The following is an 18,830-nucleotide window of genomic DNA, read 5'->3' as shown; positions in this document are numbered from 1 at the left end:
CGGGTCAGGCGCTCTTGCGCTCGACGGCGGGGGGCAAAAGCGTCTCGATATCAGGGTGGGCCGCGCGGATCCGGGCCAGCGCCGCCACGCAGGCCTGCCACTCCCCGCGGGCGAGTGAACGCATGAATTCGTCGAGCACGGCCACGGCGATGCTCGCAAAGCCGCGGTCCTCCACGCCGAGGTCGCGCACGACCTCGATCAGCCGGCGCTTGGCCGCGCTCGCCGAGAGGTGGCGGCTGGGCAGGCCGGCGATCGGCTCGCGCCGCTCCATGCGGCCTGGCGGCAGACCAAAGAGCACCGTGCGCAAGAACTGGCGCAGGGCCTCGCCGTCTTCGAAGCGCTCGTCCGCGGCGGGGACGGCCATGGCCTCGGCGCTCTCGGCCGTCGGGCGCGGGCCGGGGCCCTTGGCGGGCTTCCAGCTGGTCGGGATCGTCAGCGGCCGGTGCTGCTCCCACAGCAGGCGGACCGCGAACAGCCGGACCTCGCGATCGGGGCTCTCCATCAGCCAGGCCAGGCGCGCGGCCCCGCCCAGGCGGTGGTAGTGCCGGCGGATCAGCGCCGAGGCGACCTCGCGGCTCGACTTGACCGTGCTCTCGGCGAGGGCAAAGACCCGCGCCGGGACCAGCCAGTCGAGGGGCGCGCCGCCCTCCTCGTCCTCGTCCTCGCCGATCTTCAGCAGGGCCTCGCTGCCGATCTTGCGCGGCTCCTTGTACTCGCTGGCCGCGAGGGCGTAGACGAGGTCACGGTCGCCCCAGCGGATCAGCTCCTTGGCGCCGATCGCCGCGGCGAAGCGGCGCACGTCCGGGCGCGCCTCGAAGAACAGCCCGCGCAGGCGCTCGAGCGTGTAGTCGCTGGCCGCGAGCTTGGACTCGAGCACGCCACGCAGCGGGTCCTCGGCGTCCGGGCCGATCTCGGGGTGGTGATAGAGCAGGTAGGTCTGCGCGATCTGACGCACGGCCTCGGGCTCCTGCTTGCCCGTGGCCATGGCCCACAGGCGATCGAGGCCCGCCGCGCGATCGCTGCCCTCGCCCGGGGCGTAGTCGCCGGGGTCGAAGTGCTCGAGCAGGTGCCCGCGCGCGAACGCATAGATCTGCGGATCGCCCTGGCGCGCCATGGCCAACAACCAGGCCAGGCCCACGCGCCGCGGCTTGACCAGCTTGGTGTTGCCGAGCACGTCGAGGGCGATGCCCCGCAGGCGCGAGTTCATGACCAGGCCCTTGATCCACTCGACGTCGAGGGCGTCGCCAGACAGCATCCCCCGCCGCAACCAATTGCCGATCTCGTCGGAGAACTCGGGCTCGAGCAGCTTCTCCTTGATCCAGGCCACGCCGATCTCCGCGGCCTCGTAGCCGCCGAGCTGGCGAAAGACCGTCTGCTTGTCCCAGTAGCTCAGGCGCGGGCTCTCGACCGCGTATTTGAGCTGGGCCGCCGACGGCTTTTGCTTCTTCTTGGAGAAGAAGCCGTCCATCCACTGGCGCTGGCGCCAGCCCCCGGTCAGCAGGTCGACGTAGAGCTCGGGGCTCAGGTCCTTGGGCTCGAAGGCCTTCTCGATCTTCTTGATGGCGAAGTCGTGGGCCGAGCTCCCGAGCAAGCTCGCGAGGTTGGCGAGGCCGATGTCCTGGCCGGAGAGCGCCTCGAGCTGGCCCTCGGCGAAGCTCCGCGCCTTGCTCGTGCCCTCGCGCATCAGCTCGAGCAGGCGCTCGACCGAGAGCGCGCCGCCGTGGACCTTGGCGTACTCGATGGCGTACTTCGCCGCCTTCTCGCTGGGCGAGGTCAGGAGGTCGAGGACCATGTCGTGCAGGCCGAGGCCCGCGAGCTTCGACTGGTGAAACTCCGGGCTGCGCTCGAGCAGCGAGATCACGAATTCGTGGACCGAGCCGGCGCGCTTGCGGCCCAGGCGGCCCAGCCACGCCGGGTCGACCTCGCGCAGGGTCTCGGGGAAGTCCTGCTCGAGGGAGCGGGTCGCGAAGCGCAGCACGCCGTCGTTCTCCGAGTCCTCGATCAGCCGCAGCAGCGGCTCGGCCGAGACCTTCCAGGCCGCGTCGAAGGCCCGGTTGGCGAGCTTGTCGGGCGGATCGCCCATCCACACCGAGCGCGAGCCGATCAGCGAGGTGTAGTTCCAGATGTGGTGGATGATCCAGCAGCCGTAGGGCGTGTAGCCGGCCTCGTAGTGGCGCATGACCTGGACCGCGAACTGCGGGTAGAGCTCGGGGACGGCCGTGCCCAGGTAACGCAGGTATCGCCAGGCCCGGCGGCGCATGTAGGCCTGGGTCGCGGGGCTGACCTCGCTGCTGTTGTTGGGCTTGTTCGAGAACACGTCGAGGCGCCAGGCGAGCACACCAAAGAGCTCGGCGTCGTGGCGCTGCTCGGACAGCTTGTAGATCCGCTTGAAGGCCTTCCAGACCCCCCAGCAGATCTTGGCCCTGCTGAAGATCTCGACCAGGGCCGCGCGCGCCCACTCTTCGTCGCGCTCGTAGAGATCGATGAGCAGCTGGCCGAGGCGCAGGCGCGGCGGCGGGTGGGGAGCGGCCATCAGCGAGTCCCAGGCGTCGGCGCGGATGGCCTTGATCTCGTCGGCGCTCTTGCCCCACAGCGAGTAGGGGCCGAGGGTGCTGCGCAGCTTCTGGAGCGTCCAGGCGTCCTGGCCCAGCGGCCGCGCCTCGCTCTGCTCCGCGCCCTCGGGCCGGTCTTCGGGGGGATCCGCGATGTTCAGATAGAGCACCACGAGCCCCGCCAGCTGGGGGTCACGATTCTCGACCGCGCGAGTGATATCGGCGAAGGTTACTTCCCGGTTCAAGACGGCTCCTCCCGCTCATGGCCTCGCAGACGAGGCCGGGCTGGGAGTGTTGATCAGCAGGCGCGACGGCCGCAAGCGCGAAATAAATCGCGCAGTCCGAGCCCCGAATACGAGACTTCGAAAAGCGGGCGCGCCTGCCACCAAAGCGCGCCAATCTTGCGCCCCCGACCACGCGAAAGCTGTGTCCGCCCCAAATGGGCGATCCCACCAAAGCGCCCCGCGGCGCCAGACTTCACCCCTCGACTGCCGGCTCGCTGCGCTCGCAGCTCGACGCACCGCGAGCCCCCGCCAGGGTTTTTGCCCGCGCGTCCATGCTCTCGAGCAGACCCGCGGACTCGAGCTCCTCGCGAGTCACAGCACCGTCACCATCGCCATCGCCCGCCGCGATGGCGGCGAATTCGAGCTCGCCCCCCTCGCCGCGGAGCAGCTCCTCGGCGGCCAGCTCGATGGTGGTGACCAGAGCATCCTCGTCGCCGATCTCGACGGCGCCCAAGGTTACCGGCTCATCGAGGGCGCAGCGATAGCGCAGATCGAGGTCGAACATCCAATCGAAGCGGAGCGTATCGACGCCGTCGCTCGCCTCGCCGACCACCCGCAAGGCGCGATCGGCCGCTGTCATGGCCGTGACCACCGCCGCGTCCACGTTCCCCGGCAAAGCCTCGTAGTCGCTCGCCCCTGGGTTGGCCACGCCGAAGATCACGCCGTCGTACTCGGTCGCGCGGATCAGCCGGCTGAGCACGGGCTCCCCCTCCCCTTCGGCGTCGATCGCCGCCACGTCCCAGACCGTGACGCTGGGCTCGCGGACCCAGGCTGGAGCCTCCCCCGCCCCGTCCTCGTAGCCCTCGATCACCCCTGGGTGCTGAAGGACCACCACCACGCTGTCGAAGCGAACCGTCCAGCCGTCGGCAGTCTCCGCTGAATCCGCGCGCACGGCCTCGCTGCCCTCGATCCGGATCTCGTTCGCCCCGCGCTCGCTGCACGCGGACAGCGAGGGCAGCGCGAGGGCCAAGGTGAAGAGCGAGACGAGACAAAAGGAGGGCGCGTGGGAGTGCTGCATGGCCAACGCGTCCTTGATATCACGACGCCGAGGGTCAGTGGCGCGCGTCTGTGCCTGCACGCGCAACCTGTCTCCAGGGGGTGCGCAGCCCCCGACACGGGCCCCCGATGGCCCAACCCTCGCGCGGCGCCCCGACCCTTGCCTGCCCTCGAAGCTCACTGGCACCATGCCCCCATGCGTCGCCTCTGCTTAATCGTGCTCGCGTCCCCACTCGTCCTCGCCTGCAACTTCGACAGCTCTGGCGCGGGCTCGACCTCGACCGACTCCAAGTCCGACGACTCGGGCTCGGACGAGGTGATGGAGGAGAGCGCCTCCGAGATCGGCGACGGCGAGAGCGCGGACTCGAGCAGTACGGACTCGACCAGCTCCTCCTCCGAGTCCGAGTCTGCGGACGAGGAGACGACCACCGGCGACACGACGACGACGGAAGAGGGCACCGCGGACGGCATGGACACGAGCTCCGAGGAGTCCAGCTCCGAGGAGTCCTCCGAATCCAGCTCCGAAGAATCCAGCTCCGAATCCAGCTCCGAATCCAGCTCCGAATCCAGCTCCGAATCCAGCTCCGAAGAGTCCAGCTCTGAAGAGTCCACCTCCGAGTCGAGCTCCGAAGAGTCGACCTCCGAATCCAGCTCCGAGGAGTCCTCCTCCGACACGGGCATGATGTCGGACTACTATGGCGCCTGCGTGGAGGAAAACGACTGCTTCGATATGGAGCACTGCCTCGACCCGAACACTGCCCCGGGCACTGTATGCGGTGAGGCCTGCGGGATGGACGCAGACTGTGAAGCTCTCCCGGGCTTCACCATCGAGTGCACGACCTTCGACAGTATCCTCTCCGATCGTTGCTTCATCACCTGTAGCGACAGCACCGACTGTCCCGACGGTATGAGCTGCGAGACCGTCAGTTTCGAGAGTGTCTGCCTGTGGCCCTGATCCATCCCCCCACACTCGCTGACCTCTCATGGCCTTCGCCCCCGAGCTCGTGTCCGCTGGCGCCGAGCTCGGCGCGTCGGCCACGGGCTGGCGAGCCTTCCTCGAGCTCGACTTCATCCTCGACGCGATCGTGATCCTGGTGATCGCCGTGGCCCTCGCCGCGGTGATCGCCTACCACCCGGTCGCGCGCGCCAGGGCCACCACCCTCGAAGCCCTCGAGCAGCCCAAGACCCTGCTCACCTACGCCCTCGTCGGCGCCCTGATCGCGATCATCGTCGAGATCCAGCCCACCATGGCCCTGGTCGTGTTCGGCATCGGCGGGCTGATGCGCTTTCGGACCAACGTGGGCGAGGCCAAGGACACCGGCCGGGTGATCTTGGTCGCGGTGATCGGCCTGTGCTGCGGCCTCGAGCTCTACGTCGTCGCCTTCCTGGCCACGCTCCTGGCCTGGGCGCTGATCTTCGCCCTGGAGCGCCACCGCTTCGGTCGGGTGACCATCCAGGGCCTCGACCCCACGATCCTCGACGCCGCCTCCGAGGCCCACGCCGAGGCCCTGCGCGAGCTCGGCTGCGAGGTCTTGGGCGAGGACAGGCGGGTCAGGAAGGGCAGCGCGGCGCTGACCTACAAGGCCCCCCGCGGCCTCGATCGCGCCCGGCTCGCGGACCGCCTCGCGCAGCTCCCCGAGGACCTGCGCGGGACCTTGGCCTGGGAGCCCTAGGAGCGATCAGTTTGGAGGCGCGCGCTCAGATGCGTGGGCAGGGCAAGGTCAGCGTCGCCAGCGTCCCTCCGCTGTCGTCGAGGGCCAGGCGCAGGTGACCGCCGTGGCGCTCGACGATCTCGCGGGCGATGGCCAGGCCGAGGCCTTGGCCCGGGCGCCCGCGATCGCGGTCGGCCGCCCGCCGCCCGCGTTTGCCGCGCTCGGCCAGCGTGGGCAGCTCGGCGAGATCGAGGGCCCCGCCGTCGTCGCGCACGCTGATCACCACCTCCTCGCCGAGCTCGAAGCAGCCGAGGGTCACCTCCTCGCGCGCGAATTTGACGGCGTTGTGGACCAGGTTGCCCACGGCCTGCTCGAGGGCCACGGGGTCCGCGTCGATCACCGGGCCCTCGTCGGGCAGGGCGAGCTCGAGGCGCAGGCCCTTGTCCTCGGCGATCACCGACAAGCGCAGGGCCACGCGCTCGAGGATCGAGTCGAGGCGGGTGGGCTCGCGGGTCAGGGGGATCGTCGCGGTCTCGAAGCGCGCCAGGGTGTCGAGGTTGGCGAAGAGCGCGTCGAGGTGCTCGACCTCCGCGCGCAGGGCCCTGCCCTCTTGGGGATCCAGGTTCGCGGCCCCGAGCCCGAGCTTGAGCGCGCTCATCGGCGTGCGCACGTCGTGAGCCAGGTTGGCCAGAGTCTCGCGCAGCGCCCGATCGCGCTCGTGCAGCAGCTCCAGCCGCTCACGGGCCGTGCGCGTGGCCTGGTTGAAGGCGGCCGCGAGCTGCCCGAGCTCGTCGCCCGACTCGGGCAGCTCCTCGTCGAAGCCCCCGGCCGCGCTGCGCTCGGCGACCACCGCCATCGATCGCAGCCGCCGGATCAGCGGCGCGCTGATCAGCAGCACCAAGAAGACCACCGCCACGGCGTCGATCAGCACGCGGACCAGCAGCACGGGGCGGCTCTCGGCGCGGAGGATCGGCGGGAGGTCCCGCGAGCGCAGGACCAGCAGCCGCCGGCAGCGACCCGCGCGGCCCGTGTCGTAGACGAAGAACTCTCGGCCCAAGCTGCGCGGAGACTCGAGCTTGGGCGGACCCAGCGGCCCGACAGGCTCCGCGCGCTGCTCGTCGCTGGCGTAGCCGCGGCCGTCGTCGCGCAGCGCCGTCGCGACGCCGAGCATCTCGTTGCTCGCCCGCCAGCTGCGCGGATCCGCCTCGCAGCGCGCGAGCTCACCGTAGTGATCGAGCTCGCCCACCCAGGCACGCATGTGCTCTTCGTAGTGGTAGTCGACGAAGATCCACGACACCCACAAGACCGCGAGCAAGGTCTGGATCAGGACCACGCAAGAGCCGGCGATCGCAACCTTGGCCCGCAGGCCGACCCCACGCAGCGGCCCACCAGCCTCGAACGAGGACGACTTCGCTGGCGCCTCAGACATCGTCGACCTCGCGCACGCGGTAGCCGACCCCGCGCACGGTCTCGATCACCTGGGCGTCCTCGCCGAGCTTGGCGCGCAGCCGCGACATGTGCTTTTGCAGCGCGTCGAGGGCCTGATCCTGGCGCTGGAGCACCGCGACGTAGAGGTGCTCGCGCATGACCACCCGCCCCGCGCGACGCAGCATGTGCAGCAGCAGCTCGTACTCCGTGCGCGTGAGCTGGAGGTCTCGATCACCCCGGCACACGCTGCGAGCGGCCTCGTCGATGACCAGGCCGCCGACCCGACGCAGGGTCGAGGCTTCGGTCTCGACCCGCGCGCTCCCTGGCCCCCCGGCCACGCGCCGAAGCACCGCCCGCATCCGCGCCTCGAGCTCCTCGATCCAAAATGGCTTGGTCAGGTAGTCGTCCGCCCCGAGGTCCAGGGCGCGGACCTTGTCGTTGCCCAGGCTCCGCGCCGTCAGCACGATCACCGGCAGCCCACGCTCGGGCTGCTCCCTGCGCAGCTGCTCGAGCAATTCGAAGCCGCTTTGTCCGGGCAAATTGAGATCGAGCAGCAGCAGCTCCGGGGCCTGGTCACGCAGCGCCCCGAGCCCAGCCTCGGCGTCTCGCTCCCAGCGACAGTCGAGGCCGCGGCGCTCGAGCTGAGACTGGAGCCGAGCGGCGAGTCGCTCGTCGTCTTCGATGAGTAGCACGCGGGTCATTGGCGGCCTCGGTCGCCCCAGGATAGAGGAATGCGCCGGGTGACTCGGCTCAGCATGCACCTCGAGCCTGACTTTTTGCTGACATCACGATCCGACCCGGCCGACGTCAGACCAAGGTCAGCTTCGCGCACTAGCTTGACCGCATGCAACGCACCTTTGTTGTCGCGCCTGGAGCCATGGCCCTGCTCGCCCTCACCTTCTTCGCTGGAGATGCCCACGCCTTCGCCGAGGACCTCTGCTACCTCGACGAGGCCAACGTCAGCGAAGGCGAGAGCCGCCTCGTCCACTGCGCCCCCGTGCCTGCGGCCTGCGCCCCCGGGGAGAGCACCGCGGTCTGCACCACGGGCGTGATGGCGGCGATGGGGGTCATCCGCGCCCAGCTCGACGACGAGGGCAACAACGGGCGCAGCATGGTCCACACCGACGCCACCTACTACCTCGCGGCGCTCGTCGGCTTCGACATCGACAGCGCCTACTGGGTCGCGGCCTACGACGAGGCCGCGGATCTCGGCCAGTACACCCCGCGCGACCGCAACGGCGACCTGATCGCCGATCCCACGCTGGTGACCGCGACCATCGACGGCGTGACCCGGACGAACCGCGACAGCGGCGGGGTCTTCTATCACATCCACCCGCCGCACACGGGCACCACCCAGGCCCCGATCGCCGTCGACGGCCTCCACCCCGAGGTCAACGATCCGGACGTCGAGGTCACCCTCGCCAACATCCGCCGCTGGGTCTACGACTTCGGCCTGGCGTGCACCGCCGGCCTGACCGAGGTCAGCAGCGCGGGCGACTACGCCACCGGCGAGGACTGCTTCAGCGCGCTGATCGGCAACAACCGCGTGCGCTCCTCGCTGAGCCTCTTCGGCGACGCCGAGCTGCCCTTCAGCCCCTTGCTCGGCGAGCAGATCGTCGAGACCTCGACCGGGCTGCTGGCCTCGGAGATCGACCAGGTCGTCGACCCCGAGGGTCTGCACCCCGAGCGCGTCGGCCTGGCCAAGCTCGGCATCTACCTGCACACCCTGGCCGATCGCGTCTCGCACCACATCTGCACCGACGACTCCTACCTCGCGGGCCCCTACCACGCCCTCGCCCAGCCCAACTTCTACAGCATGATGGACGGCCCCGAGTGCTTGCAGACCCTGCACCTGATCCGCCACGCCTGGGAGGTGGGCGTGCCCCAAGATCAGCTGCCCGCGGCCGACCAGACCACCCAGGCGGCGCTCACGGCCGTCTACGACGAGCTCTTCGCCTACGCCGAGTACAACGGCTTCGCGGCCCAGGGCGCCGACGACACCGTGCTCCGAGACGACCTCGTCGCCGATCTCGTCTATGCCCTCGAGTACACCGACCCCGACGAGCGCGTGGACGCGATGGTCGAGTTCGGCTGCCTCAACGGCATCGAGCCGATGCCCGGTCACGGCAGCTGCTAGCCGCTGCTCGCCGCCAACACGCAGCGCGCGGACAGGGCCGGCGTCCAGCTCGGCGCGCCGGCCTGCCCGCGTTCACTCGCGCGCGATCACGGCTCGACCGAGCCCGCGGCGCAGCTCGCCGTGTCGCGGGTCTCGCCGCGCTGGTCCGTGGTCGGACAGTCTGCCCCCACGCCCGCGGCGGCCCCGTCCGCGGCGGGCACCGCCGTCTGCGTGGGTCCGCCGTTGTCGCCCAGCGCTCCGAGCTCGGGATCCCCGTAGCTCACGCCCTCGACGCAGTCCTGGCCGCCCTCGGGCCACTGGAGGTTGTTGCTGCCGACCAAGGTCGCGTTGCAGGTCGTGTCGACGAAGAGGCTGTTGGACACGCTGAAGTCCCCGCCCGGGCGGCTGTCCACGAAGGTCGCGTTGACCACCGTGCCGCCGGAGCCCTCGACGTCCAGGCCGCTGGGCTGGTTGTCGTAGAAGGTGCTGTTGACCAGGTCCACGGAGCCCGAGTTGATCCACAGCCCGCCGAGCGGCCCGCCGAGCTCGTCTCCGGCCACGTTCACGCCGCTGCGGTTGTGGGCGAAGGTGCTCCCACGGACCGTGACGCTGTTGTCCTTGATGAACGACACCCCGCCCAGGCGCGCGGTGTTGCCCTCGAAGGTGCAGCGGTCGAGCAGCATCTGGCGCGGCTCGACGTTGGGCGTGCGGAACAGCGCCCCGCCGAGCTCGTTGGCCTTGTTCTCGCGGAAGGTCGAGCCACAGATCTCGTAGGTCCACTCGGCGTCGTTGAGGCCGTCGAAATAGACCGCGCCGCTGTTGCCCCCGGCCCCGCCCTGCTCGTCGTGGTTGAACAATGGGCAGCCGGCCTCGACGTAGTTTTGGCCGATGCCCTCGGCGGTGTTGCCCTCGAACAGCGAGTTGTAGATGCCGGGGTTGGCGAAGAGCATGCCCACGGCCCCGCCGTTGGCGGCGCGGTTGTTCACGAAGCTGCTGCCCGAGATGATCACCTCGGGCACGCCGACCACATAGATCGCACCGCCGCCCACGTCCGGGCCCTCGAGCGCGGCGAGGTTGCCCTCGAATTCGCTGTCGAGCACGTGCAGCACCCCGTTTCGCATGTAGATCGCCCCGCCCGAGCCCTCTTTGTAGCCATAGGCGCAATCGGGGTTCTCGGGATCCTGCTCGAAGTACTCTCCGGGCGGGGCCGAGCCGTTGATCAGGCGCAGGCGCTGGAGCACGACCTTGGTCGGGTTGTTCATCCAGTCCGGGTGCTCGAAGTGAAACAGTCGCACCGCTCCGCCGCCGTCGAAGGTGATCGTCCCCTCGCCGTCGAGGATCGTGTCGGTGTTGATGGGCAGCTCGATCGTCGACTCGAAGGTGATCGTGTGCGAGTCGGCGCCGCAGTCGAAGGTGATCGTCCCGCCGGCCTCGGCCGCGGCCTTCAGCGCGCTGAAGGTGCAGCTCTCTGGGCTGCCGTCACCGATCACCGCCGTGGGCGAGCCCGTGTCGTAGAGCGCGATCGGGGCGTCGCAGATCGCCTCTGGCGGATCCCCGCCGGTGTCGGTCTCGCCGCCCTCCGTCTCGCTCTCACCTTCGCTACCGCTGTCGCTCTCGCTCTCACTCTCACTCTCACTCTCGCCTTGGCTCTCGCCCACCGAGTCCATGCCCCCGGAGCTCGACCCGTCCTCGTCGATGTCCGTAGACCCGCTCTCGTCCGATTCGCCGGCCTCACCTTCGTCGGAGAAGCCCGAGGGGCATGCGGCCAAGAGCAGCCCGAAGGCGGGGAAGAGCAGCCACGAAGTGCGCGCGCAATCGTCCATTGGCGCGAGCATAGGTCAGGCGCGGTCGGCTCCGCGAACACGGCGCACGCACACGGATTCGGCTCACCGAAATTTCATCGATCTTTCCCACCAACGACCCCCCATTCATGCTCGCCGCCAGGGACCGAAATCGACGCGTCGCGTTTATCTCTCGCCGTGCGCGGCGCCCTGCCCAATTGGGCGGCCCCACCCGGACCCGGCTCGACCCACGATCGTGCGCGCCAGCACTGGACCCACCCCCACCTCGCTGTGTAATCCGGCACCATGCGCCGGCGTCGCCTGCCGCCCCGAGAGCCGAGCGAAGCGAACAAGCGAAAGGTCGATCTGGCCACGCGAGCATTCATGCTTCCCAGCCGGATCATCCTCAATCGCTTCGCTCGCCTGAGCCGCTCGGGGGTCGAGAATCTCCCCGACGGCCCCGCCCTCGTACTCAGTAACCACGTCAGCCTCTTCGACCCGTGGTTCACGATCACCGCTGCGCGGCGGACGATCCACTTCATGGCCACCGCCGTGGCGATGCAGCACTCGCTGATCGGGCCGGTGCTGCGAAATTTCGGCAGCGTGCCCAAGAAGAAATTCGTGGCCGACGTCGGCGCGATCCGGATGATCAAGAAGTGGGCGGACCTCGGCGATCTCGTCGCCTCCTACCCCGAGGGCCAGCGCAGCTGGGATGGGGAGCTGCTGCCCCTGCTCCCTGGCGTCGAGGCCCTGGTCCGGCTGCTCAAGATCCCCGTGGTCCCGGTGCGGGTGCTCAACGCCGATCGCGTCATGCCCCGCTGGGCCGAGCAGCGCCGCCACGGCACCGTGAAGATCGAGTTTGGCCAGGCCAAGAGCTTCGCCCGCAAGACCCCGCCCGCGGAGATCCGCGCGTGGCTCGAGCAGGCCCTGCGCATTGATCAGAGCGACGAGCGCAACCACTTCCCGGTCCGCGGCCGCCGGCTGGCCATGGGCATCGAGAACCCGATCTTTCGCTGCCCGAGCTGCTTCGCCTGGGACAGCCTCACCCCCAGCGAAGACCACGTGCGCTGCGGCGCCTGCAGGGCGACCTGGCGCGTCGACACCCACAACTGCCTGATCGCCGAGTCTGGCGGGGCGCGCTCCATGACCATCGTCGAGGCCCGCGCCGCGCTGCGCGCCCGCAACCTCGAGGAGGACTTCATCGTCGATCCGGCCCGCTTCGCGCAGACTGGTGAGATCGCCCGCAGCGAGCCGGCCGAGCTGCTCGACATCCGCGGCGAGCAGCCGCGCACCATCGCCCGCGGGCAGCTGGCCCTCGACGCCGAGCGCCTGCGCTTCATCGACCCCGCTGGCGAGGATCGGCTGAACCTCCCCCTCCACGCGCTCCAAAACGCCAACGTCGAGCTGCGCCGGCAGCTGGCGTTTCGGACCAAGGACGAGGCCCACTACGAGGTCGTGCTCCCGCGCCAGTCTCCCCTCGAGTGGGCCGAGCGCGTCGAGCACTGGCGAACCGCGAGCACGCGCGACGCGCCGTGATCCGCCCCCCTCTACCCAGCTTTCACCCCAGGGCATCGAGGAACATTTTTTTGCTTCGCGCGTCTTGAAATGAGCCGGCGCCCTCGCGCGTTGGTCGAGCGAAGCGAGCATGTCACCCCGCGCGCAGCCTGGCCGGATCCCCCTTCCCCCCGTCGAGATCGTAGAGGTCGTCGGCGGGGAGCCGCGGATGGTCGCCAAGCTCGAGCCCTCCCCCGGCCGGATCGCCAAGCTCTTCGCCCTGCTCACGGGCGCTCGCCGCAAAGACCGCTTCTTGCTCGACCGCCGCTCGCTGCCGCCCGAGATCCTCGCCGGCCGCGAGCAGCTCTCGCTGCTCGAGCTCGACGCCGACGGCCGCCCGGTGCTCTGGGTGCTCCCCGGCATGGCCGGCGAGCTGCACATCGGCGTCAGCCGCATGACCGTCGACCAGATGCTCGCCGATCCGGCCCTCGCCGAGCCCAGCGGCGGCGCCCGCCTGCCCCTGCCCTACGGCGCCCGCCTGCACATCCGCAGCAAAGAGCGCTGCTTCCACGTCCGCGTCGGCGGGCCGCCGCTGATCCAGCCGCCCCTGGGCGAGGTCCGCTGCGAGCCCGCCCTGGCCGAGCCCTGATCGCCCCGGACGAGCTCGAGATCCCATCAGCACCCGACCACGACGCGTCCCCCCGACGCGTCGCCGTCGGCCCATGAGCGCGTCGAGAGCACAGCGAGCGCTCCGGCCTCGAGCCCTCGCCATCGCCCAGCGCGAGCGCTTGCTGCTACCGTAGCCGGCGAACCGCGATGCTGATCGTCACCGGCACCAAGCGCTCCGGCACCTCGATGTGGATGCAGATCCTGATCGCCGCCGGCTTCCCCCCCTTCGGCGACGCCTTCCCCTCCAACTGGGGCGAGACCATCCGCGCAGCCAACCCCGCCGGCTTCTACGAGTCGCTGCTGCGCCAGGGCATCTACTGGCGCACCAACCCGCACCCGCGCACGGGGGCCTACTTCTTCCCCGAGCAGGTCGAGCGCCACGTGGTCAAGGTCTTCATCCCCGGCCTGGTGCGCAGCGATCGCGCGTTCATCGGCAAGGTCGTGGCCACCGTCCGAGACTGGCGCGAGTACGATCGCTCGATCACTCGCCTCTACGCCATGGAGGACGCGGCCCGCCGCGAGCGCAAGCCCGACAGCCCCGATCCGGTGCGCTTCGCCCCGGCCCTCGAGTGGTGGTCCGAGAACTTCGCCCTCGTGCGCGACATCGCGATCCGCCGCTACCCGGTGCACGTGCAGAGCTACGACGGCCTGCTCGCCGATCCGCCGGCGGTGATCCGCAAGACCCTGACCTGGCTCGACGATCCCCGCGCGGACCTCGACGCGGCGATCGCTGCGGTCAAGCCGGAGCACCGCACCCAGCGACGCGACCAGGACCAGGACCAGGACCAACGAGACCAAGACGCCGCGTTCGAGGCGGGCGCGGGCGCGGGCGCGGACCGAGGTGAGCTCGAGCCCGAGTACGCGGCGATCTTCGACGCGCTCTACCAGACCATCCACGCCAGCCGCGGCCTCGAGCGCGGCTTCATCCAGCGCCTCAACGAGATCAACCGCGAGCTGGTCCCGCGCATCCACGCGGCCCAGCAGGCCGTCCAAAACGATCAGCTCCGCCGCCAGGCAGCTCGCCTCGCCTCTGCCGAGACACGCGACGATCCCGACGCGGCCCGCCGAGACGAGTCGCCCTGAGCCGCGGCGAGAGCCGCGGCGAGAGCCGCGGCGAGGCCCGAGGCGTCAGGGCTCCCGAGGCTGAAAGTCCTGCCCGTCCCAGACGTGCAAGGTCCGGGCGATCTCCCCGCCTTCGGCCTCGTAGAGCGCGAACGCGGCCTCGCGGCCAGGGTGGCGCGAGAGGTTCGTGCCGGAGCTGATCCCGTGCACGGCGACCGGCCCCTCGGGCCCGGGGATCGAGCCGGCGATCTCCACGTGCTCGTGGCCGTGGAGCACGAGCTCGGCCCCGCACTGGGCGATCACCTCGCCGAAGGCCTCGAGATCGAGCAGATTGTGCCGCGGCAGGGCCACGCCCGGCATCACGGGGTGGTGGATCAGCACGATCCGCGAGACCCCCTCGTCCCCGAGGGCGCGCAGGATCTCGGCGAGGCGGACGAGCTGCGGCGCGCCCACGGTGCCCACGGCATACAGAGGCATGCTCGCCTGGGCCGTGGACACGCCGATCAGCGCGACCTCGCCGTAGCGCTGGACGAAGGGGTAGTAGGTGTCGTCGCCATCGCCCAGGCGCTCCCCCGCCATGAACTGGCCGAGCATGGCCTCGAAGCGCCGGCTGCGGACGGCCCCGCGGGTGTAGGCGTCGTGGTTGCCGGGGATCACCGTGACCGGCAGCCCCGCCCCGGCGAGCTTCTCGCCGATATGCTCGAATTCCCGCTCGAGGGCCAGGTTACTGAGGTCGCCGGTGATCACCAGGCGGTCGACCCCGAGCTCGTGCGCGCGCTCTACGGTGCGATCGAAGAGCGCCTCGCTGTGGTGCTTGCCCCGCTTGAGCATCAAGTTGACGCCGCCCGTGAGCCGCTTGTTGAGGAAGCGGTGCGGGCCCACGCCGCGCAGGCTCAGCAGGTGAATGTCGGAACAGTGCAAGAAGCGCAGGGCCATGGGGCAATCTCTGCCCAGCCTAGCCGGGCCGCTAGAGATCTAGCACGTGGGAGCCGGCCCGAGGCCCTTTCAGACTCGCAGGCCACGCACTACAGTTCGGCGACATGTCCGCCCTCCTCGACACCGGTCGAACCCACAGCTGCAACGATCTGCGCATCGATCACGCCGGCGAGCGCGTGGTCTTGTTTGGATGGGTCAACTTCCGCCGCGACCTCGGCGGCCGCATCTTCATCGACCTCCGCGACCGCGAGGGCATGACCCAGGTGGTGTTCGGCCCCGACGTCGACGCCGGCACCCACGAGGCCGCCAAGGTCCTGCGCAGCGAGTACTGCATCGGCGTCGCCGGCAAGGTCGTCGCCCGCGTCGAAAACGAAGGCGAGGCCAACCCCAACCTCGCGTCGGGCGAGATCGAGGTCGAGGTCGACACCCTCGAGATCTTCTCCAGGTCCGAGACCCCGCCCTTCGACATCTCCAAGGACGATCGCCTCGACACCAACGAGAACCTGCGCCTCCAGTATCGCTACCTCGATCTGCGCCGGCCCAGCTTCCAGCGCAACTTCGTGCTCCGCTCCAAGGTCGGCACGCTCACGCGCACGCACCTGTCCGAGCTCGGCTTCCTCGAGCTCGAGACGCCCTACATGGTCAAGTACACCCCGGGCGGGGCGCGCAACTTCCTGGTCCCCAGCCGCCTCAACCCCGGGACCTTCTACGCCCTGGCCGAGAGCCCGCAGATCTTCAAGCAGCTGTTCATGGTTTCGGGCCTGGACAAGTACTTCCAGATCACCCGCTGCTTCCGCGACGAGGACCTGCGCAACGATCGTCAGCCCGAGTTCACGCAGATCGACGTCGAGCTCAGCTTTGCGACCCCCGAGCGCGTGTTCTCGCCGATGGAGTCGCTGATGGTCCGGCTGTGGTCCGAGCTGCTCGGGACCGAGATCCCCACCCCCTTCCCGCGCCTGACCTGGGCCGAGGCCATGGCCCGCTACGGCTCCGACAAGCCCGACACCCGCTTCGGCCTCGAGTTCGCCGACCTCGGCGCGCTGACCCGCGACTGCGGGTTCGCGGTGTTCGAGGGCGCCGACTACGTCAAGGGCATCTGCATGCCGGCCGAGCACGCCGCGGGCTTCGGCCGGGCCAAGATCGACAAGCTCACGGAGTTCGCCAAGAAGCGCGAGAGCGGCGGGGCCAAGGGCCTGGCGTGGTCGCGGGTCGAGGACGACCTCGGCTGGAAGGGCGGCACCGCCAAATTCATCGCCCCCGAGCTGCAAAAGCAGATCAGCGAGGAGATGGGCGCCACCCCCGGGTGCCTGCTGCTCTTCGTGGCCGACGACTTCGAGACCACCCACGCGGTGCTCAACGCCATCCGCCTGCGCCTGCGCGACGAGCTCGGCCTGGTCGACCCCGCCGCCAAGCAGTGGAATTTCCTGTGGGTCACCGACTTCCCGCTGTTCGAGAAGAGCCACGACGGGCGCTGGGTGTCCTCACACCACCCCTTCACCTCGCCGCGCGACGAGCACGTCGAGCACTTGATCAGCGATCCCGCCAAGGTCCTCGCCAAGGCCTACGACCTGGTGCTCAACGGCAACGAGGTCGGCGGTGGCTCGATCCGTATCCACCGCTCCGATGTCCAGGCCAAGGTCTTCGAGGCCCTGGGCATGAGCGACGAGGAGAAGCGGGCCAAGTTCGGCTTCCTGCTCGACGCCTTCAAGTACGGGCCCCCGCCCCACGGCGGCATCGCCCTGGGCCTCGATCGCCTGGCCATGCTGATGTCCGGCGCCGAGAGCCTGCGCGACGTGATCGCCTTCCCCAAGACCCAGCGTGGCCAGGACCTGATGACCAACTGCCCCACGCCGGCCGACGATGCCCAGCTCGCCGAGCTCTACATTCGTCACCGCCCCCTCCCCGGCGCCGAGGACTGAACCCCGCGCCCGCGCCCACGGCCCCCCGCGCAGGCGGGGGAGCGCTGGCGCTGCCCCCTCCCCTTCGGTAATCTCCCCTGCACCCCGGTCGGAGCCCACGTGAGCAGCGAACACGAGGACAACGAGGACACGGCGGCCTCGAGCTCCGGGGTCAACGACATCACCCACACCATCGACGACGACACGACCGAGGAGGAGCGAGCCGAGCTGCTCGCCGCGGTCGAGCGTCGCCGACGTGAGGGCAGCGCGGCGCTCAGCGGCTCGCTGCTCTCGCGCGAGCAGGGCGGCCCCAGCCGCGACCCCTCGAGCAAGCGCATCCCCACGGTCCGGGCCGCTGGCGCGACGGGCACTGCCGTCGGCAAGCCGCGCTTTTTGGATCCCTGGCGGATCCTCGCCGCGGCCGCGACCGGGGCCTCGATGTGGATCTCGGCGCCCAACATGGACGTGTGGTGGCTGGCCTTCATCGGCTGGGTCCCGCTGCTGTGGGCGATCCACGGCAGGTCCCCGCGCCAGGCCTTTGGCTACGGGCTGATCTCCGGCTTCGTCTCGGTCTTCGTCGGCTTCTTTTGGATGTCCGAGCTGCTGACCCGCTTCGCCGGCTTCGGCACGGCCGGGGCGGCGGGGATCACCGCGCTCTTCGCCCTGTGGCTCGGGCTCCAGTGGGCCATCCCCTCGGCGATCAGCAATTTCCTGGTCGCGCGCACCGGTCGCTCGACGCTGCTGATCTTCCCCATGGCCTGGGCCGCCGTGGAGTTCCTGCTGCCCAGCATCTTCCCGGTCTACATGGCCCTGAGCTGGGCCTGGCACCCGCTGTGGATCCAGGTCGCGGAGATCGGCGGCGCGGTGACCGTGAGCTTCGTGATGGTCGCGATCAACGCGGCCGCCTGGGAGGTCCTGCGCGTCTACCTCGACGAGGGTCGCCTCGCCTCCCTGCCCGCGGCCACCCTCGCCGCGTGGCTGATCGGCGTGCCCAGCTACGGCGCCCTGCGCATCCACCAGGTCGAGGCCCAGATGGAGGCCGCGCCCAAGCTGAAGGTCGGCATCGTCCAGGGCAACTTCGGCATCGAGACCTACTCCACGCCGGCCATGAAGCCGCTGCTCCTGCGCGAGCTCCAGCAGCAGACCGCCGAGCTCCAGCAAGAGGGCGCCCAGGTCGTGCTCTGGGGCGAGACCGCCTACCCCTACGGCCGCTTCACCCGGCAGCACGAGACCGACCTCCCGATCAAGGACCGGCGCCGGATCCAGCGCGGCTTCGACGTCCCCGTGATCGTCGGGCTGATCACCCGCGACGCCACCCGCCAAAACCCCTACGCCTGGAACACGGCCTGGGTCCTCGACGCCGAGGGCCGCTGGGGCACGCGCTACGACAAGAACTACCCGCTGATGTTCGGCGAGGCCGCGCCTCCGGGGATCGACCCCGAGTGGTACCTGCGCGTGATCCCCTCGGCCTCGCACCTCAACCGCGGCGACGGCCCGGCCCGGCTCGAGGTCGGCGACTACCAGTTCGGCGCGCTGATCTGCTACGAGGACATCCTCCCGCGCTTCACGCGTGAGGTCGCCAATCAGGGCGTGCACGCCATCGTCAACCTGACCAACGACTCGTGGTTCGGCCAGACCCGCGAGCAGGCCGAGCACCTCGGCCTCGGGGTGTACCGGGCCATCGAGCACCGCAAGCCGCTGCTGCGCTCGGTCAACGCGGGGATCTCGGCCTACGTCGACCCCACCGGCCGCGTGGTCCACCAGACCAAGACCACGGACTCGGACAGCGACGGCTACCAGGGCGCCGAGGGCTTCGTCGCCGAGGCCCCGATGATGGATCCCCAGCGCCGGACCCTCTATGGCGTCACCGGTGACCTCTTCGCCTGGCTGTGCATCAGCGGGCTGCTGGGGCTGTGGGGCTGGGCCAAGTATCACCGCGCCCGGCAAGACGCCTGAAGCCGA

The 18,830-nt window shown here is 70.0% G+C and carries 14 protein-coding genes; 8 read left to right on the top strand and 6 right to left on the bottom strand.

Translation table 11 applies throughout. The features are described from left to right. Positions 1–4: 4 nt before the first annotated feature. Positions 5–2,797: a hypothetical protein gene (locus tag G6O69_RS26265; protein WP_172306246.1), complete on the bottom strand. Its 2,793-nt coding sequence runs from the start codon at positions 2,795–2,797 to the stop codon at positions 5–7. A 232-nt stretch (positions 2,798–3,029) separates the two neighbouring features. Next, positions 3,030–3,854: a hypothetical protein gene (locus G6O69_RS26260; RefSeq protein WP_172306245.1), complete on the bottom strand. Its 825-nt coding sequence runs from the start codon at positions 3,852–3,854 to the stop codon at positions 3,030–3,032. Positions 3,855–4,049: 195 nt separating this feature from the next. Between G6O69_RS26260 and G6O69_RS26255 the strand changes: the two genes are divergently transcribed. After that, positions 4,050–4,787: a hypothetical protein gene (locus G6O69_RS26255; RefSeq protein WP_172306244.1), complete on the top strand. Its 738-nt coding sequence runs from the start codon at positions 4,050–4,052 to the stop codon at positions 4,785–4,787. A gap of 28 nt (positions 4,788–4,815) precedes the next feature. Next, on the top strand, positions 4,816–5,505 hold the full coding sequence (locus G6O69_RS26250; RefSeq protein ID WP_172306243.1) for a hypothetical protein: 690 nt from the start codon (positions 4,816–4,818) through the stop codon (positions 5,503–5,505). A gap of 25 nt (positions 5,506–5,530) precedes the next feature. Here the strand turns inward: G6O69_RS26250 and G6O69_RS26245 are convergent, their stop codons facing one another. Both G6O69_RS26245 and G6O69_RS26240 read right to left on the bottom strand, forming a co-directional pair. After that, positions 5,531–6,913, bottom strand: a complete 1,383-nt coding sequence (locus G6O69_RS26245; protein WP_172306242.1) for a HAMP domain-containing sensor histidine kinase — start codon at positions 6,911–6,913, stop codon at positions 5,531–5,533. Then, positions 6,906–7,613 carry a response regulator transcription factor gene (locus G6O69_RS26240; protein ID WP_172306241.1) on the bottom strand — a complete coding sequence of 236 codons (708 nt, stop codon included), beginning with the start codon at positions 7,611–7,613 and terminating at the stop codon, positions 6,906–6,908. Before G6O69_RS26240 ends, G6O69_RS26245 begins: the two co-directional genes overlap by 8 nt. 143 nt (positions 7,614–7,756) lie before the next feature. Here G6O69_RS26240 and G6O69_RS26235 point away from each other — a divergent pair, with 143 nt between their 5' ends. After that, positions 7,757–9,049, top strand: coding sequence for a hypothetical protein (locus tag G6O69_RS26235; RefSeq protein ID WP_172306240.1), 1,293 nt, complete (start codon positions 7,757–7,759; stop codon positions 9,047–9,049). A gap of 86 nt (positions 9,050–9,135) precedes the next feature. Here the strand turns inward: G6O69_RS26235 and G6O69_RS26230 are convergent, their stop codons facing one another. Then, a complete protein-coding gene (locus G6O69_RS26230) occupies positions 9,136–10,851 on the bottom strand; it encodes a right-handed parallel beta-helix repeat-containing protein (protein ID WP_172306239.1) in 1,716 nt (571 codons plus the stop codon). 264 nt (positions 10,852–11,115) lie between these two features. Between G6O69_RS26230 and G6O69_RS26225 the strand changes: the two genes are divergently transcribed. From G6O69_RS26225 to G6O69_RS26215, 3 genes are all read left to right on the top strand, one after another. Beyond that, positions 11,116–12,345 carry a lysophospholipid acyltransferase family protein gene (locus G6O69_RS26225; protein ID WP_172306238.1) on the top strand — a complete coding sequence of 410 codons (1,230 nt, stop codon included), beginning with the start codon at positions 11,116–11,118 and terminating at the stop codon, positions 12,343–12,345. A 109-nt stretch (positions 12,346–12,454) separates the two neighbouring features. Next, positions 12,455–12,952, top strand: a complete 498-nt coding sequence (locus G6O69_RS26220) for a hypothetical protein (protein WP_172306237.1) — start codon at positions 12,455–12,457, stop codon at positions 12,950–12,952. A 167-nt stretch (positions 12,953–13,119) separates the two neighbouring features. Further along, positions 13,120–14,055: a hypothetical protein gene (locus tag G6O69_RS26215; RefSeq protein WP_172306236.1), complete on the top strand. Its 936-nt coding sequence runs from the start codon at positions 13,120–13,122 to the stop codon at positions 14,053–14,055. A gap of 45 nt (positions 14,056–14,100) precedes the next feature. Here the strand turns inward: G6O69_RS26215 and G6O69_RS26210 are convergent, their stop codons facing one another. Further along, positions 14,101–14,970, bottom strand: coding sequence for a metallophosphoesterase (locus G6O69_RS26210; protein ID WP_172306235.1), 870 nt, complete (start codon positions 14,968–14,970; stop codon positions 14,101–14,103). Between the two features lie 104 nt (positions 14,971–15,074). On the opposite strand from G6O69_RS26210, the gene aspS reads away from it, so the two are divergent. After that, positions 15,075–16,889 carry an aspartate--tRNA ligase gene (aspS, locus tag G6O69_RS26205; RefSeq protein ID WP_172306234.1) on the top strand — a complete coding sequence of 605 codons (1,815 nt, stop codon included), beginning with the start codon at positions 15,075–15,077 and terminating at the stop codon, positions 16,887–16,889. 99 nt (positions 16,890–16,988) lie between these two features. Continuing rightward, positions 16,989–18,824 carry an apolipoprotein N-acyltransferase gene (gene lnt / locus G6O69_RS26200; protein ID WP_172306233.1) on the top strand — a complete coding sequence of 612 codons (1,836 nt, stop codon included), beginning with the start codon at positions 16,989–16,991 and terminating at the stop codon, positions 18,822–18,824. Positions 18,825–18,830: the final 6 nt, after the last annotated feature.

Source organism: Pseudenhygromyxa sp. WMMC2535 (assembly GCF_011083025.2).
This window is presented reverse-complemented; position numbering and strand designations above follow the sequence as displayed.